Genomic DNA, 15,541 nt, shown 5'->3' with positions numbered 1-15,541 from the left:
CCGGAGGTCACCGGACCTCGAGCTCGTCCAGGTCCTCCAGGGCGCAGCTGACGGCGGCGACGCGGTCCCGGCCCGCGGCCCCCCGGGCCGCCAGCACGCCCTCGGCCAGGACGGCGGCCGCCGTCATCGCGGCGGCGTAGCTGTCGAAGGCGCCGGGCCCGTCGACCGGGACCGCGAACCGGTGCGCCACCGGCGCCGCCGGAGGCCCGGCGGCGGGATCGGTGAACAGGACCGACGGCACCCCCTGCGCGTGCGCCAGCCGCAGGGCCGCCGCCGCGTGCTGGGTGCGGCGGCGGAAGGCGACGACCACGACCGCGTCCCGAGGGCCCAGGTCCGCGAACTCCTCCGCCACCGTCTGCCCCGGCTGCGGGGCGAGCACGACGTCGGGCCGGGCCTGCAGGAGCTGCTCGCGCAGGTGCAGGGCCACCGGGAAGCTGTTGCGCCACCCCACCACGAGGACGCGGCGGGCCCGGGCGACGAGCCGCGCGCACGCGGTGAGGTCCACGCGCGCCAGGGCCTCGGCCGTGCGGGCGAGGTTCGCCGTGTCGTGCTCGACGTGCAGGGCCGCCGGCCCCGCCGCGCTCGGCGGCAACCCGCCCGTCGGGACCCCCCGTGCCCGCGCCGACCGCGCCGCCGTCCGGGCCTGCGCGAAGGACCCGAACCCGAGCCGGCGGACGAACCGGCTCACCGAGGCCTTGGAGGCACCGGCCGCACCGGCGAGTTCCGTCGTCGTCCACGCCGCGAGGTCGTCATCGTCCCGTTCGAGCAGCAGCTGCGCGATCTGGCGCTCGACCGGGCTGAGCTCGCTCCAGGACCGTTCGATGCGCTCGCGGATCCCGTCCTCGTCCACGGCCCGCTCACCCGTTCCCGTGCGTCCGCGCCACGTCGAGGACGGCGGCCTCGAACGCGTCGAGCCCCACCGCGACGTCGGCGAGCGTCACCCGTTCGTCCGGGGCGTGGCTGACACCGTCCTCGCAGCGCACGAACACCATCGCCACCGGGGTCACGGCGGCGACCGCCATCGCGTCGTGGCCCGCCCGCGACCACAGGCGCAGGGGTTCGGCGTCCCCCGTCACCGCGATGCCGGCCGCCACCGACCGCTGCAGCGCCTCGTCGCAGTAGACACCCGGCGCGGAGTGCACCTCGGTCAGCTCGAGCGTCAGACCCCGTGCAGCGCAGGCTCGCTCAGCGACCGCGCGGATCTCCTCGACGAGGACGTCCCGGTCGGCGTCGTGCTCGTCGCGCACGTCGAGGGAGAACTCGACGAGCCCGGGCACGACGTTGACGCCGCCGGGGAAGGCCTGCAACCGGCCGACCGTGGCGATGCCGTCGCGCTCCTTGGCCAGGCGTTCGACGGCGAGCACGACCTCCGACGCACCGACGAGCGCGTCCCGGCGCCGCGGGTAGGGGGTTCCACCCGCGTGCCGGGCCTCGCCCACGACGCGGCCGGTGAACCGGCGGGCGCCCGCGATGGAGGTGACGACGCCGAGCGCGCGGTCGGCGGCCTCCAGGTGCGGCCCCTGCTCGATGTGGAGTTCGAGGTAGCCGAGGAGTTCCTCCGGCCGGCGGGCGGCCTCGCCGATCCGGGCCGGGTCCAGGCCGAACGCCTCCGCGGCCTGCCGGACGGTCGTCCCGGCCGCGTCGGTGCGGTCCCACCACTCCTCGCGCCACGCCCCGGCGACGGCCGAACTCCCCATGAGCGCCGTGGAGAACCGCGTGCCCTCCTCGTCGGAGAACGCCACGGCCTCGAGGGCGAACGGCAGTTCCGCGGCACGTGGCGCGAGCCGGCGCACGACCTCGAGGGCGCTGAGGACCCCGAGGATCCCGTCGTAGCGGCCGGCGTCGGGCACGGTGTCGAGGTGGGAGCCGAGGACGAGCGCCGGTAGCCCCGGTTCCTGCCCCTCGACCCGCCCCCAGAGGTTCCCGGCCTGGTCGACCCGGGTGTCCAGACCGAGTTCGGCCATCCACCCCGCGACGACCGCGTTGACCCGCGCGTGCTCGGGCGAGAGGTGCACCCGCTCGACGCCGTCCGGCGTGGCGGACACCGCCGCCAGGTCGTCGCAGCGGTCGAGGACGCGCTGGGCGTCGGTCGTGGGCACCTGGGCACCCATCAGGCGTAGACCTCCTGCGCCGCAGCGCACCCCGCGCCGGCACCGACCCGCGCGCCGTGCCGGCGCAGCACCTGTTCCAGGGCGGCGAGCGTCACGAGGACGGCGTCCTTGCGGGCGTTGTAACCCATCGACCCGATGCGCCAGACGCGGCCGGCGAGGGGCCCGAAGCTGGTGCCGATCTCGATGCCGTAGTCGTGCAGCAGTTCGGCGCGGACGGCGTCACCGTCGACCCCGGCCGGGATCTCGACGGCCACGACGTTGTGCATCTTGTGCACGACGTCGCCGAACACCTCCAGGCCCAGGGCCTGGACGCCGGCGAGGACGGCCTCCCCGTGCAACCGGTGTCGGGCGATCGAGTTCCCGATCCCCTCCTCGAGCAGGAGCCGGGCGCACTCGCGCGCGCCGTAGAGCATCGTCGTGGCCTCGGTGTGGTGGTTCAGCCGCTTCTCGCCCCAGTAGTCCAGGACCATCCCGAGGTCGAAGTAGTTCGAGCGGATGCGCACGGGCGCGGGCGCCGCGTCCTCGTCGTCGGAGCGCAGACCGGCCTCGACGCTGCGGCGGCCGTCGACGACGGCCACGGCCCGCGGTGACAACGACAGCGGAGCGCTGCCGGAGGGGCCCCCCAGGCACTTCTGCAGCCCCGCCGTCGTCGCGTCGACCTCCCACGCGTCCATCTCGAAGGCGTTGCCGCCCAGCGAGGCCGTGCAGTCGACGTAGAGCAGGGCACCGTGCCGGTGGCACACCTCCCCCACCCCTTCGAGCGGCTGGTTCATGGTCGTGGAGGTGTCGCCCTGCACCATCGCGACGAGGTGCGGCCGGACCTCGCGGACGGCCTGCTCGATCGCCTCGAGCGTGAACACCTCGCCCCAGGGGACCTCGCGGACGTGGACCTCGGCGCCGCACCGCTCCGCGATCTCGCGCAGCAGGTGGCCGAAGCGGCCGAACACGGGGACGAGGACCCGGTCGCCGGGGTGGACGAGGGAGACGAGGGCCGCCTCGATGCCGGCACGGCTGGTGCCGTCGACCAGGACCGTCGCCTCGTTGCGGGTGCGGAACACCTCGCGGTAGAGCGCCTGGGTCTCGTTCATGTAGGCCGTCATCGCCGGGTCGTACTGGCCGACGAGCTGCGCGGACATGGCCCGCAGGACCCGCGGGTCGACCGTGATCGGGCCGGGCCCCATGAGCAGGCGCGGCGGCGGGGCCACGGGAGCTCCCACGGCCGTCCGCAGCAGCGCCTCGTCCACCGTCGTCACCGGGACCTCCACCTCACGAGCCGCCTGTTCCACGAGGTCGAGTCTATGCAACGATCGTTCCACCGCGCCAGAGCCCCGGGAGGCCCGCTTGACCGTCCACCTGCTCCCCTCGACGCCGCGCACCGTCCGCTGGGGCGACCTGCCCTGCGCGGGCGACCCCTCCGTCCTGACGGTCGACCCCGGCGACGTCGTCGTGGTGGACACCGTCAGCCACGAGGGGATCCTCGAGGACCAGGGCCGGGACCCGCTGGCGTTCTTCACCGCGCGCGGCGTGCCCGCGGACGCCGTCCTGGCCGACGCGGTGGAGATCGCGCGCACGGTCGAGCACGACCCGCTGCGGCAGGGCCCCCACGTCGTCACCGGTCCGGTCCACGTGCGCGGCGCCCGCCCCGGGGACGTGCTGTCGGTGACCGTCGAGGAGCTCGTCCTGCGCGCCGACCACGGCGTCGTGAGCAACCGCCACGGGCGCGGCGCCCTGCCCGGGGAGTTCCCGCGCGACGGGCAGGACGTCGTCTCGGTCCTCGCCCGCGTCGAGACGGACCCGCGAACGGGGACGCGCTGCGGCGCCATGCCCGTCGCCGAGGGGTCGGCGGCCCGCGTCCGGTTCCCGCTCCGTCCGTTCCTCGGCCTCGTCGGTGTCGGCACGCACGGTCCGGAGCACCTCCACTCGGTTCCCCCGGGGATGCACGGCGGGAACCTCGACGTCTCCGTCCTCGGCGCGGGGTCGACGCTGCACCTGCCGGTCCAGGTGGAGGGCGCCCTGTTCCACACCGGCGACCCGCACTACGCCCAGGGCGACGGCGAGGTCGCGCTCACGGCGTTCGAGGCCCCGCTGCGCGCGCGGCTGCGGCTCGACCTCGTGCCCGAGGCCGCGGTGCGCGTCCGCGACGTGCTGTGGGGCGAGACCCCGGAGTTCCTCGTCCCCATCGGCCTCGACGTCGACCTCGACGAGGCCGCGCGCCGCGCCGTGCGCACGGCCGTCGCGCTCCTCGTCGACCTCGGGATGGACCCGGCCCACGCCCTCGCGTACCTGTCCGCGGCCGGCGACTTCGCCGTCTCCCAGGTCGTCGACCGTGTCAGCGGAGTCCACGGGCTCATCCGCAAGGCCGATCTCGCCGACCTCACCGAGCGCCCCGCCCCCGCCCCCGCCCCTCGGGATCGTTGACGCATCCGGCTCGACCCAGGAGCTCGTTGACGCTACGAGCTCGTCTTCGCGGGGCGGCTCGGCTCGACGCCGCGTGAGCTCGTCGACGCACCCGGCTCAACCCGCGAGCCGGTTGCTGGAGCCAGCGCGCAGCGCTGGACAACGATCCCAACCGCCGGGGGCCGCCCGGAACGTGCGGCGCGGGAAACGCGGGACGCCCCGGTCCGCGCGGTGCGGGCCGGGGCGTCCTGGTGCTGCGCGATGGTCAGCGAAGGTCGAAGCGGTCGAGCTCCATGACCTTCTGCCACGCCGCGGCGAAGTGCTGCACGAACAGTTCCTTCGCGTCGTCGGCCGAGTAGACCTCGACGATGCCGCGCAGGATGGAGTTCGAGTTGAACACCAGGTCGACGGCGGTGGCCGTGCGGGTGACGTTGCCGTCGGAGTCCAGGCCCTCGTAGACGCCCTCGGCCTCGGTGGCGGTCCGCCACTGCACACCCAGGTCCAGCAGGTTCTTGAAGAAGTCCTGCGAGAGGACGCCCGGGGTGTCGGTGAAGACACCGTGCTGCACACCACCGGTGTTCGCACCCAGCACGCGCAGGCCGCCGACGAGGACGGTCATCTCCTTCGCGGTCAGGTCGAGCATCGCGGCGCGGTCCAGCAGCAGGGTCTCCGGCGCCAGCTTGCTGCCGGGCTTCACCCAGTTGCGGAACCCGTCGGCGCGGGGCTCGAGCCAGCGGAAGTTCTCGACGTCCGTCTGCTCCTGGGAGGCGTCGGTGCGGCCGGGCGAGAACGGCACGGTGACCGAGACGCCGGCGTCCTGCGCCGCCTTCTCCACCGCGGCGGTCCCACCGAGGACGATGAGGTCGGCGAGGGAGACCTTCGCGCCCGTCGCCGACTCGAACTCGTCCTTGACGCGCTCGAGGACGGGCAGGACGTCGCGGACGCCCTCGTTGACCGCCCAGCCGAGCTGCGGCTCCAGCCGCAGACGGGCACCGTTGGCCCCGCCGCGCTTGTCGGTGCTGCGGAACGACGCCGCCGACGACCAGGCGGTGTGGACGAGCTGGGAGACGCTCAGCCCGGAGGACAGGAGGCGCTGCTTGAGGTCGGCGATCTGCGCCTCGCCCACGAGCTCGTGGTCGACGGCCGGCGTCGGGTCCTGCCAGATGAGTTCCTCGGCCGGGACGTCCGGGCCCAGGTAGCGGCTGCGCGGACCCATGTCGCGGTGCAGCAGCTTGAACCAGGCGCGGGCGTACTGGTCGGCGAAGTGCTCGGGGTTCTCGTAGAACCGCTTGGAGATCTCGTGGTAGACCGGGTCCGCCATGAGGGCCAGGTCGCTCGTGAGCATCATCGGGGCGTTGCGCTTGCCCTCGATGTGCGCGTCGGGCACGAGGTCGGCGGCCGCCGGGTCCTTCGGCTTCCACTGCTTGGCGCCGGCCGGGCTCGTGGTGAGTTCCCACTCGTAGGCGAACATCGTCTCGAAGTAGGTGTTGTCCCACTGCGTCGGCGTGGGGGTCCACGCGCCCTCGAGGCCACTGGTGGTGGTGTCCGCACCCTTGCCGGTGCCGTGCTGGTTCTTCCAGCCGAGGCCGTTGCCGTGGACGGGGCAGCCCTCGGGCTCCGGGCCGACGAGTTCGGGGTTCCCCGCACCGTGGGTCTTGCCGAAGGTGTGGCCACCCGCGACGAGCGCGACGGTCTCCTCGTCGTTCATGCCCATGCGGCCGAACGTCACGCGGATGTCGTGGGCGGAACCCAGCGGGTCGGGCTGACCCTTCGGGCCCTCGGGGTTGACGTAGATGAGGCCCATCGTGACGGCGGCGAGGTCGCCCTCGTCGAGGTCGAGGGGGTTGTCCTCGGCGTAGCGCTCGTCACCGAGCCAGGTGTCCTCCGGACCCCAGAAGACCTCGGACGGCTGCCAGTTGTCGGCGCGGCCGAAGGCGAACCCGAAGGTCTTCAGGCCCATGTCGTCGTGCGCGACGTTGCCGGCCAGGACGAGCAGGTCGGCCCAGGAGATCTTGCGGCCGTACTTCTGCTTGACCGGCAGCAGCAGGCGGCGGGCCTTGTCGAGGTTGGCGTTGTCGGGCCAGCTGTTCAGCGGCGCGAAGCGCTGACCGCCCTCGCCGCCGCCACCGCGGCCGTCGGCGATGCGGTAGGTGCCCGCGGCGTGCCAGGACATGCGGATGAACAGCGGGCCGTAGTGGCCCCAGTCCGCCGGCCACCAGTCCTGGGAGGTGTGCATGACCTCGGCGACGTCGCGCTTGAGCGCCTCGACGTCGAGCGTCGCGAACTCGGCCGCGTAGTCGAAGTCCTCGCCCAGCGGGTCGGAGTCCCGCGACGGCTTGTTCAGGACCGACAGGTCGATCTGGTTCGGCCACCAGTCCTGCACGGTGCGGGGGCGGCCACCCGTGGCGGGCGTCGGCGACTTGATCGCCGGGTTCTCGCTCTCGGTGGTGGACGCGGTCTGCGCCTTGTCCTGGGTCTTGTCTCGGGCGTTGTCGAGTTCGGTCACGTCACGCTTCTCTCTGCTGGAGGACGACCGGTTCGGAGGGGTCTGAGGGCTCGGAGGAGGACGCCGCGGCCGTCGCGCAGGACCGGCACCGGCCCCAGTAGATGACCTCGGCCTCGTCGACGTCGAAGCCGTCGACGACGGGAGGGTGCAGGCACGGCGCCTGCCCGGTGGCGCAGTCGACGTCGCTGATGGAGCCGCACACGCGGCACACCAGGTGGTGGTGGTTGTCGTCGACGCGCGCTTCGTAGCGCGCCACCGAACCCTGCGGCTGGATGCGCCGCACCAGACCGTGGTCGGTCAGGACGCGCAGCACGTCGTAGACCGCCTGGTGCGACACACCGTCCGCCCGGGACCGCGCGGCGGCGATCAACGCCTCCGTGTCGCCGTGCGGCAGGGCGTGCACGGCGTCGAGGACGGCCAGGCGCGGCCGGGTCACCCGCAGACCGGCGGCGCGCAGCACCCGCTCGAGGTCCTGGGTCGATGGCACACCGTCATCCTGACCCCTGGACTTGAACGAGTCAAGACCAGGGGGTGTCCTCCTCGTGCCGGGCGTCAGACGAGCCGCATCGCCTCGGTCAGCGTCGTGCGCAGGACCCGCTCGATCTCGTCGAACTCGGCCTGGCCGCACGTCAAGGGCGGCGCGACCTGGATGACCGGTTCACCGCGGTCGTCGGGACGGCAGTACAGGCCGTTGCGGAACAGCGCCCCCGGCAGGAACTGCTTGATGAGCGTCTCGCGCTCGGCCGGCCCGAAGGTCTCCTTCGTCGCCTTGTCCTTGACGAGCTCGACGGCCCAGAAGTACCCGTCACCGCGGACGTCGCCGACGATGTCGAGGTCGAGCAGCTTGCGCATCGTGGCCCCGAGCGCCTGCTCGTTGTCCAGGACGTTCTGGTTCAGCCCCTCGCGCTCGAAGATGTCGAGGTTGGCCAGGGACACGGCCGCGGAGACCGGGTGGCCGGCGAAGGTGTAGCCGTGCGGGAAGAAGTTCTTGCCCTGCAGGAACGGCTCCATGATGCGGTCCGTCGCGATCATCGCCCCGATGGGACCGTAGCCCGAGCTCATGCCCTTGGCGCACGTGATGATGTCGGGCTGGTAGCCGAACTTCTCCGCCGCGAACATCGTCCCGTGCCGGCCGAAGCCGCAGATGACCTCGTCGGAGACGAGCAGCACGTCGTGCCGGTCGCAGATCTCCCGCACCCGCTGGAAGTACCCGGGGGGCGGGGTGAAGCAGCCGCCGGAGTTCTGCACGGGTTCGAGCACGACGGCCGCGACGGTGTCGGCGCCCTCGAAGAGGATGGCCTCCTCGATGCGGTCGGCGGCCCAGCGCCCGAACTCGACGGGATCGGTCGGCGCACCCATCCGCTCGGCGCGGTAGATGTTGGTGTTCGGCACCCGGAACCCACCGGGGGTCAGCGGCTCGAAGGCCTGCTTCATGGCCGGCAGCCCGGTGATCGCGAGCGCCCCCTGCGGGGTGCCGTGGTAGGCGGTCGCCCGCGAGATGACCTTGTGCTTCAGGGACTTGCCCGTCAGCTTGAAGAACTGCTTGGCCACCTTCCAGGCGCTCTCGACGGCCTCGCCGCCGCCGGTGGTGAAGAACACGCGGTTGAGGTCGCCCGGGGCGTACCCCGCGATGCGGTCCGCCAGTTCGAGCGCGGGTTCGGTGGCGTACCCCCAGACGGGGAAGAACGCGAGCTCGCGGGCCTGCTTGGCCATGACCTCGGCGAGTTCCTCGCGCCCGTGCCCGACCTGGACGACGAACAACCCGGAGAGGCCGTCGAGCACCTCGTGGCCCTGGTCGTCCCAGATGCGGGCGCCCCGGCCCTTGACGATGACGGGCGCCGGCTTGTCCTGGTATGCGCCCATGCGGGCGAAGTGCATCCACAGGTGGTCGCGGGCCGCCTCGGTGAGGTCGGAGGCCCCGGTCCCCACCACGGTCTGCTCGGTCACGGTCATGTCCGGTCCTCCTCGACTCCCCGGTCCGCCTCGCGGCGCCCACCGGCAGGACGGGCGCCCGGCCGATCCTCCCACCCTGGTCCTGGGAACCCGCTGAGGACAGCGACGGAACGTCGGCGGACTGCCTCCGGAGCCGACGGACCGTCGTAGGCTCCGCGGGTGCTGACCGTGGCCGACGTCCTCGCCCTGCCCGTCCTCGCGGCCGGTGGTCCGCGGGTCCGCACGGGGCAGGACCGGCTCGACGTCCCCGTGCGGTGGGTGCACGTCACCGAGCAGGTCGACGTGGCCGGGCTGCTCGGCGGTGGCGAGCTGCTGCTGACCACCGGGATGGGTTGGGCCGACGCGGACTTCGACGCCGAGGGCTACACCGCCTCGCTCGTGGAGGCCGGCGTGGTCGCGGTCGTGGTCGAGCTGACCGAGCACCTCGGGCGGGTGCCTCCTGACCTGGTCCGGGCGGCGCGCGCCGCGCAGCTGCCCCTCGTCGAGCTGCACCGCGTCGTCCGCTTCGTCGAGGTGACCGAACAGGTGCACGGGCGGTTGCTGCACGAGCAGTACGACCGGCTGCGGTTCGCCGAGCGGGTGCACGCGACGTTCGCCTCCCTCGGCCTGGTCGGGACACGGGTGGAGGAGGTGCTGGACCGGGCCGCCGGGCTGCTCGGCGGCCCCGTCGTCCTCGAGGACCTCGCGCACCGCGTCGTGGCGCACGTGGCGCAGCCGGTCGGGACGGCCGAGCTGCTCGTGGACTGGTCCCGGCGGTCCCGGCGCGGGCCGGAGACGCAGGGGTGGGTCGTCGTGCCGGCCGGTGCGCCCGGTCAGCGCTGGGGCCGGCTCGTCGCCCCCGGCCCGCACGCCGCGCCGGACCCGCTGCTCGTGCTCGACCGGGCCGCCGAGGCGCTCACCGTCGTGCGGCTGCTGTCCGGCGGGCCCGCCGACGACGAGGACCTGGCCCGACGCGCCCACGACGACCTCGTCCGCGACCTCCTGCGCGCGCGCCGGGACGACGAGCCGGCCCTGCGGCAACGGCTGCGGGCGCTGGGGTTGAGCCCCCGCACGGGGTTCGCGGCGGCCGCGGTCGTCGGCGCGGAACGGCCGGCGGTCTCCGCAGCGCTCGCGCGGACGCGGTCGGCGGGGCTGACCGGGATGGTCGGCCGGACCGAAGGGACGGGAGAGGTGGTCGGGGTGCTCCTCGTGGGCGCACCCCGGGTCGTCACCGCCGCCCTGGACCGGCTGGCCACGGCCCTGCCCGAGGGCGCCACGCTCGGGACCGCGGAACCGGTCGCCGACCTGCACGCCACCCGTGAGGGGTTCGCCGAGGCCCGGCACGTCGCCGAGGTGGCCGCCGCGTCCCCGCACCGGACGCCGGGACGGGTCCACCGCACCGCCGACCTGGGCGTGCGCGGTCTGCTCTGGCGCCTGCGCGGGGACGCCCGGCTGACCGCCTTCGCCGAGGCCCAGCTCGCGCCGCTGTTCGAGACCCCCGACGACCTCGCGCTGCTGACGGACCACCTGCAGGTCAACGGGTCCATGACGCGGCTGGCGGAGCGGCTGCACCTGTCCCGCCCGGCGACGTACGGCCGGGTGGACCGGCTGGCACGACGGCTGGGCCGCGACCTGGAGGACCCCGAGGTGCGCCTCGGGCTGCACCTGGCTCTCCTCAGCCTGCCGGGGCCCGCACCTCGGGACGCGTGAGGAGTTCCCCGGCCGGGACCTGCGGGTCGACCTCCGCGCCACGGCGCCACGTCGAGCGGACGAGGCCGGTGAGCGTCCGGCCCGCGTACGGGGAGACGGGGTTGCGGTGCTGCAGCGCGGCGGGGTCGACGACCCACTCGGCGTCCGGCGCGAACACCGAGAAGTCGGCGACGCACCCGGTGGCGAGCCGGCCGCGGTCGGTGAGCCCGACGAGGTCCGCCGTCGCCGTCGCCATCCACCCGACGACGGTCGGCAGGGGGACGCCGCGCCTGCGGGCGGCGGTCCAGACGACGGGCAGCCCCAGCTGGACGGACGCGATCCCGCCCCAGGCCGCGCCGAAGTCGCCCTCGTCGAGGCGCTTGAGCTCGGCGGTGCACGGCGAGTGGTCCGACACGACGCAGTCGACCGTGCCGTCGAGCAGCCCCCGCCACAGGGCGTCCTGCTCGGCGCGGTCGCGGATCGGCGGGCAGCACTTGAACGTCGTGTCGCCGTCGGGGACCTCGTCCGCGGCGAGCGCGAGGTAGTGCGGGCACGTCTCGACGGTGATCCGGGTGCCGACGGCCTTCGCGGCCCGCACCTCGGCCAGACCGGCCGCGGACGACAGGTGCACGACGTGGACCCGGGCCCCCGCGCGAGCGGCGGCCTCCGCGACCGTGCGGACGGCGGACGCCTCCGCGGACGGGGGTCGCGAGGCCACGAACTCCGCGAACGACGGACCCCCGTCGTGCGGGGTCAGCCCCTCCCCGTCCTCGGCGTGCACGAGGAGCAGGCCGTCGATGCGGGCGAGCTCGGCCAGCGCGTCCCGCAGGCCCGCGGCGTCCAGCGGCGGGAACTCGGGGACGCCGGAGTCGAGCAGGAAGCACTTGACGCCGAAGACCCCCGCGTCGTGCAGCGGGGCGAGCTGGTCGGCGTTCCCCGGGACGGCACCGCCCCAGAACCCCACGTCGACCACGCACTGACCCTGCGCCGCAGCGCGCTTGACCGCCAGAGCGTCCGGGTCCACCGTCGCGGGGATGCTGTTGAGCGGCATGTCGACGATCGTCGTGACCCCGCCGGCGGCGGCGGCCCGCGTCGCGGAGGCGAAACCCTCCCACTCGGTCCGGCCGGGTTCGTTGACGTGGACGTGCGGGTCCACGAGCCCGGGCAGCAGCACCTCGTCCGTCCCCAGGACGACCTCCCGCGCGGGCTGGCCCCAGACGTGGTCCCGGGCTTCGACCCCGACGATCCGGCCGTCGGAGATCCCCAGCGACACCGCGCGTTCCGTCCCGTCCACGACCGCGCGTTCCGCGCGCACCACCAGGTCAACCACCGATCGCTCCTCCCACGTCGTGGACTGCTCTCCACACCCGGTCCGCCGACATCGGCAACGCGCGCAACCGTACGCCGACGGCGTCCCGGACCGCGTTCGCCAGCGCCGCGGCGACGGGGTTGTACGGCGCCTCGCTCATCGACTTCGCCCCGAGCGGGCCGACCGTGTCGTACGTGTCCGCGAACAGCACCTCGGTGTCGGGGACGTCGTCGAGGCGGGGCACGTAGTACTCGCGCAGGGACGCCGTCGGGCTGGACCCGTCGGGGTCGACGCGGACCTCCTCGAAGAGGGCGGAACCGATGGCCTGCGCGACCCCGCCCTCCACCTGACCGCGCAACTGGCCGGGGTTCAGGACCGTGCCGGCGTCGACGGCCTGCACCGACCGCAGGACGCGGACGAGACCGGTCACGGTGTCGACGGCCACGCGGAAACCCTGGACGGTGAACGCCACCGACCGGACGGCGGCGTCGTCCCCCGCCTCGGCGGACGGGACGGTGCCGCTGCGGCGCAACGACTCCGCGTGAACGGCCGAGAGCGGGACCCGCACGTCCCCGGCGACCGCCTCGCCCGGGTGCAGTTCCACCTCCGCGGTCTCGACCCCGAGGAGCCGCGCCGCGACGGTGCGGACCTGACCGGCGACGTCCCGGCAGGCGAGGTGCAGCGCCTTGCCCGCCACGACCGACCCGGCGGAACCGAACGCACCGGTGTCGTGCCGGACGGCGTCGGTGTCGCTCTGCCGCAGGTGCACGCGGTCCACGCTCGTGCCCAGCGCCGTCACCGCGAGCTGGTGGTGGACGGTCGTGGTGCCGTTGCCGAACTCGGCGGTGCCCACGTCGAGGTCCCAGTCGCCGTCGGCGCGCAGGGTCACGCGCACGTCGGCGAAGTGTCCACGCGGGGGCGTCGTGGCGATCATCGCCAGCGCCATCCCCTCACCCGTCCGCCACTGCGGGCCCGGCGCCGGCTCCCCCGCGTCCCGGGCGAGGGCGTCCTGGACGAGGTCGAGGCACTGGTCCAGACCGTAGCTGCCGTAGCGCAACCCGTCGTCGCCCTCGGAACCGTCGGCCGGCAGCGAGGTCGCGACGAACGGGTCCCCCGGGACCACGACGTTGCGGCGGCGCAGGTCGAACGGGTCCATCCCGAGTTCCCGGGCGAGGTCGTCGAGCGCCGACTCCAGGGCGAACACCACCTGCCCCAGGCCGTACCCGCGGAAGGCTCCGGAGGGGACGGTGTGGGTGTAGACGGCCCGGGCGTCGACGCGCTTGTTCGCGCACCGGTACGTCGCCAGGCTCTCGTGGCAGGAGTGGTACATGACCCCCGGGGAGTGGTTCCCGTAGGCGCCCGCGTCGGACAGGACGTCCACGGCGAGCGCGGTGAGGGTTCCGTCGCGACGGGCCCCCAGGCGCACCCCGACGCGGAACGGGTGCCGGGTCGGCAGGTGCCGCAACGTGTCCTCGCGCGTGGTCTCGTGGACGACGGGCCGGCCGAGGCGGAGGACCGCGAGGCCGACGAGGTCCTCGACGAGCATCTCCTGCTTGCCGCCGAAACCCCCGCCGACGCGGGCGGTGAGGACGCGGACCCGGTCGCGCCCGAGGCCGAGCACGCGGGCGAGCTCGTCGCGGACGAGGAACGGCACCTGGGTGCTGCTGCGGACGACGAGCCGGCCGTCCTCGTCGGGCCAGCCGACGGCCGCGTGGGTCTCCAGGGCGACGTGCGAGACGCGCTGGGTGCGCCACGTGCCGGACACCGTGACGTCGGCGGTGGCCAGGGCGGCCTCGACGTCTCCGACGCCGCCGTGCAGTTCCGCGACGAGGTTGCGCTGCGGATCGGCGATGCGGGACACCGCGGCGTCCTTGTCACCGTGGACGAGGGGAGCACCGCGTTCCAGGGCGCTCTCGGGGTCGAGGACGGCCGGGAGCACCTCGTAGTCCACGACGAGCCGGCGCAGCCCCTCCTGCGCGGTCGCGAGGTCGTCGGCGACCACGGCGGCCACCCGCTGACCGTGGAAGCGGAGCACCGGGTCCAGGACGAGGGTGTCGTCGGGGTCGTCGAGGCGGTTCTCGTGCCGGCCGGTGGAGAACAGGACCGCGGGGGCGTCCTCGGGGGTGAGCACGAGCCGCACTCCCGGCAGCGCCTGCGCCGCAGCGGTGTCGATGCGGAGGACCCGGGCGTGCGCGTGCGGGCTGCGCAGCACCGCGAGGTGCAGGGTCCCGGGGGGCAGCGCGTCGAGGGTGAACGGTTCGGCGCCGCTGACGATCCGGCCGGCCGCGGGAGCCGCGACCGTGCGCCCCACGGACCCCGTCGCCACGGCCGGGTCCACCGTCGTGCCCGTGACGGCCTCACGGATGGCGCGGTACCCCGTGCACCGGCAGAGGTTCCCCTTGAGGTGCTCTCCGAGGTCGTCGTGCTGCTCGGCGGTGAGGGCGGAGGCCGTGACGACCATCCCCGCAGTGCAGAAGCCGCACTGGAACCCGGCGGCGTCGACGAACCGCTGCTGGACCTCGCCCAGCCGCTCGGGGGTTCCGAGCCCGGCGACGGTCGTCACCTCCCGGCCGGCCGCCCGCAACGCGGGGTACAGGCAGGAGTGGACGGGGGCCGCGTCGACGAGCACCGTGCAGGCGCCGCAGTCGCCGGAGTCGCAGCCCTTCTTGACCTCGACGTGGCTGGTCTCGCGCAGCAGGGTGCGCAGGCACTGCCCGGGTCGGGGATCGACCTCGCGGGGGTTCCCGTTGACAGTGATCTTCACGACGGTCCCCCGCTCAGTTCCTCGACCACGTCGGCCGCGAACCGCAGGGTCGTCGCACGCCGCCAGTCCGGCGCCCCGTGGACGTCGTCGAACCAGCGACCGGCCACGACCTCCTCGACGTCGGCGACGACCCGCCCGGCGTCCGGCACCTCGCGGTAGCGCAGCACGTGCGGCCGCGGGGTCGACGCGGTGACGGCGAGCACGAAACCCCCGTCGGGGTCTCGTCGCCCGACGACGAGCGTCGCGGACCGCCCGAGCCGCGCGATCGAAGCCCGGCGGAACGCCGTCGTGCCCCGCAACGCGGTCGCCGGCAGGTGGATCGACCGGAGCACCTCCCCGGGAGCCAGCGCGGTCGTCCGGTCCCCCGTGACGAACTCCTCGACGGGCAGCCGGCGGACCCCGCCGTCGGCGGCCCACAGCTCGGCGGTCCCGTCGAGGGCGACGGCGAGCGAGGTCACGGCCCCCGCGGGCAGCGCGGCGCACACGTTCCCGCCGACCGTCGCCACGGACCGCACCTTGAACGACGCCAGCAGCGCGCGGACGCACTGCCGCACGAGGGGGCGGGCCCGCCAGTCGGCCGGGAACGGCACCGACTCCAGCGCTCCCACGGGGCAGGTCGCGGCGAGCTCGATCCCCGCGGTCGAGACGGTGGAGGGTTCCCAGCCCAGCGTCGTCAGGTCGACGAGCGTCCGCAGGTGCGGTTGCGGGACGGAGAACAACCACGTCCCGCCGGCGACGACGGCCGTCGCCGGGTTCCCGTCGTGCGCGTGGCGCAAGGCGACGGCGTCGGTGACGGGCAGGAACTCCGTCACGGTGTTCAGGTCCACGGACGA

Annotated in this window: 11 protein-coding genes; 2 read left to right on the top strand and 9 right to left on the bottom strand. The window is 74.3% G+C overall.

Annotation, left to right across the window (positions count from 1 at the left end):
* Positions 1-7: 7 nt before the first annotated feature.
* The 3 genes from ACFEMC_RS02690 to ACFEMC_RS02680 are packed head-to-tail and all read right to left on the bottom strand — an operon-like array spanning position 8 to position 3,292.
* The gene (locus ACFEMC_RS02690; RefSeq protein ID WP_380173357.1) at positions 8-850 is read right to left on the bottom strand and encodes a MurR/RpiR family transcriptional regulator; all 843 of its coding nucleotides are present in this window, start codon (positions 848-850) and stop codon (positions 8-10) included.
* 7 nt (positions 851-857) lie between these two features.
* Complete coding sequence (locus ACFEMC_RS02685; protein ID WP_380173355.1) at positions 858-2,111, bottom strand: allantoate amidohydrolase; 1,254 nt, start codon at positions 2,109-2,111, stop codon at positions 858-860.
* A complete protein-coding gene (locus tag ACFEMC_RS02680; RefSeq protein ID WP_380176560.1) occupies positions 2,111-3,292 on the bottom strand; it encodes a pyridoxal-phosphate-dependent aminotransferase family protein in 1,182 nt (393 codons plus the stop codon). The genes ACFEMC_RS02685 and ACFEMC_RS02680 overlap by 1 nt, the downstream gene beginning before the upstream one ends.
* 160 nt (positions 3,293-3,452) lie before the next feature.
* Here ACFEMC_RS02680 and ACFEMC_RS02675 point away from each other — a divergent pair, with 160 nt between their 5' ends.
* Positions 3,453-4,529 (top strand): acetamidase/formamidase family protein, encoded by a 1,077-nt coding sequence (locus tag ACFEMC_RS02675; RefSeq protein ID WP_380173353.1) that lies wholly within the window; start codon positions 3,453-3,455, stop codon positions 4,527-4,529.
* A gap of 244 nt (positions 4,530-4,773) precedes the next feature.
* Here ACFEMC_RS02675 and katG read toward each other — a convergent pair whose 3' ends face one another.
* The 3 genes from katG to ACFEMC_RS02660 all read right to left on the bottom strand — a co-directional run bounded on the left by katG (position 4,774) and on the right by ACFEMC_RS02660 (position 8,967).
* Complete coding sequence (katG, locus tag ACFEMC_RS02670) at positions 4,774-7,014, bottom strand: catalase/peroxidase HPI (protein WP_380173350.1); 2,241 nt, start codon at positions 7,012-7,014, stop codon at positions 4,774-4,776.
* A 1-nt stretch (position 7,015) separates the two neighbouring features.
* Positions 7,016-7,501: a Fur family transcriptional regulator gene (locus tag ACFEMC_RS02665; RefSeq protein ID WP_380173348.1), complete on the bottom strand. Its 486-nt coding sequence runs from the start codon at positions 7,499-7,501 to the stop codon at positions 7,016-7,018.
* A gap of 65 nt (positions 7,502-7,566) precedes the next feature.
* Positions 7,567-8,967, bottom strand: coding sequence for an aspartate aminotransferase family protein (locus ACFEMC_RS02660; protein ID WP_380173346.1), 1,401 nt, complete (start codon positions 8,965-8,967; stop codon positions 7,567-7,569).
* 159 nt (positions 8,968-9,126) lie between these two features.
* On the opposite strand from ACFEMC_RS02660, the gene ACFEMC_RS02655 reads away from it, so the two are divergent.
* Positions 9,127-10,656, top strand: a complete 1,530-nt coding sequence (locus ACFEMC_RS02655) for a PucR family transcriptional regulator ligand-binding domain-containing protein (protein ID WP_380173343.1) — start codon at positions 9,127-9,129, stop codon at positions 10,654-10,656.
* Here ACFEMC_RS02655 and allB read toward each other — a convergent pair.
* Genes allB through ACFEMC_RS02640 form a run of 3 tightly spaced genes read right to left on the bottom strand, consistent with a single transcriptional unit; the run spans position 10,622 to position 15,535 of the window.
* Positions 10,622-11,965, bottom strand: a complete 1,344-nt coding sequence (gene allB, locus ACFEMC_RS02650) for an allantoinase AllB (protein ID WP_380173341.1) — start codon at positions 11,963-11,965, stop codon at positions 10,622-10,624. The genes ACFEMC_RS02655 and allB overlap by 35 nt on opposite strands.
* A complete protein-coding gene (locus ACFEMC_RS02645) occupies positions 11,958-14,708 on the bottom strand; it encodes a molybdopterin-dependent oxidoreductase (RefSeq protein ID WP_380173339.1) in 2,751 nt (916 codons plus the stop codon). The genes allB and ACFEMC_RS02645 overlap by 8 nt, the downstream gene beginning before the upstream one ends.
* Complete coding sequence (locus ACFEMC_RS02640; protein ID WP_380173336.1) at positions 14,705-15,535, bottom strand: FAD binding domain-containing protein; 831 nt, start codon at positions 15,533-15,535, stop codon at positions 14,705-14,707. Before ACFEMC_RS02640 ends, ACFEMC_RS02645 begins: the two co-directional genes overlap by 4 nt.
* Positions 15,536-15,541: the final 6 nt, after the last annotated feature.

Source organism: Kineococcus sp. DHX-1, assembly GCF_042473625.1.
GTDB lineage: Bacteria > Actinomycetota > Actinomycetes > Actinomycetales > Kineococcaceae > Kineococcus.
The sequence above is the reverse complement of the archived record's forward strand: the minus strand, read 5'-3'. Positions and strand labels throughout refer to the sequence as shown.

Bases quoted from the DNA above. Each gene is read 5' to 3' on its own strand.
- ACFEMC_RS02680 (WP_380176560.1), bottom strand. From the start codon at position 3,292: ATGGGGCCCGGCCCGATCACGGTCGACCCGCGGGTCCTGCGGGCCATG.
- ACFEMC_RS02685 (WP_380173355.1), bottom strand. From the start codon at position 2,111: ATGGGTGCCCAGGTGCCCACGACCGACGCCCAGCGCGTCCTCGACCGC.
- ACFEMC_RS02660 (WP_380173346.1), bottom strand. From the start codon at position 8,967: ATGACCGTGACCGAGCAGACCGTGGTGGGGACCGGGGCCTCCGACCTC.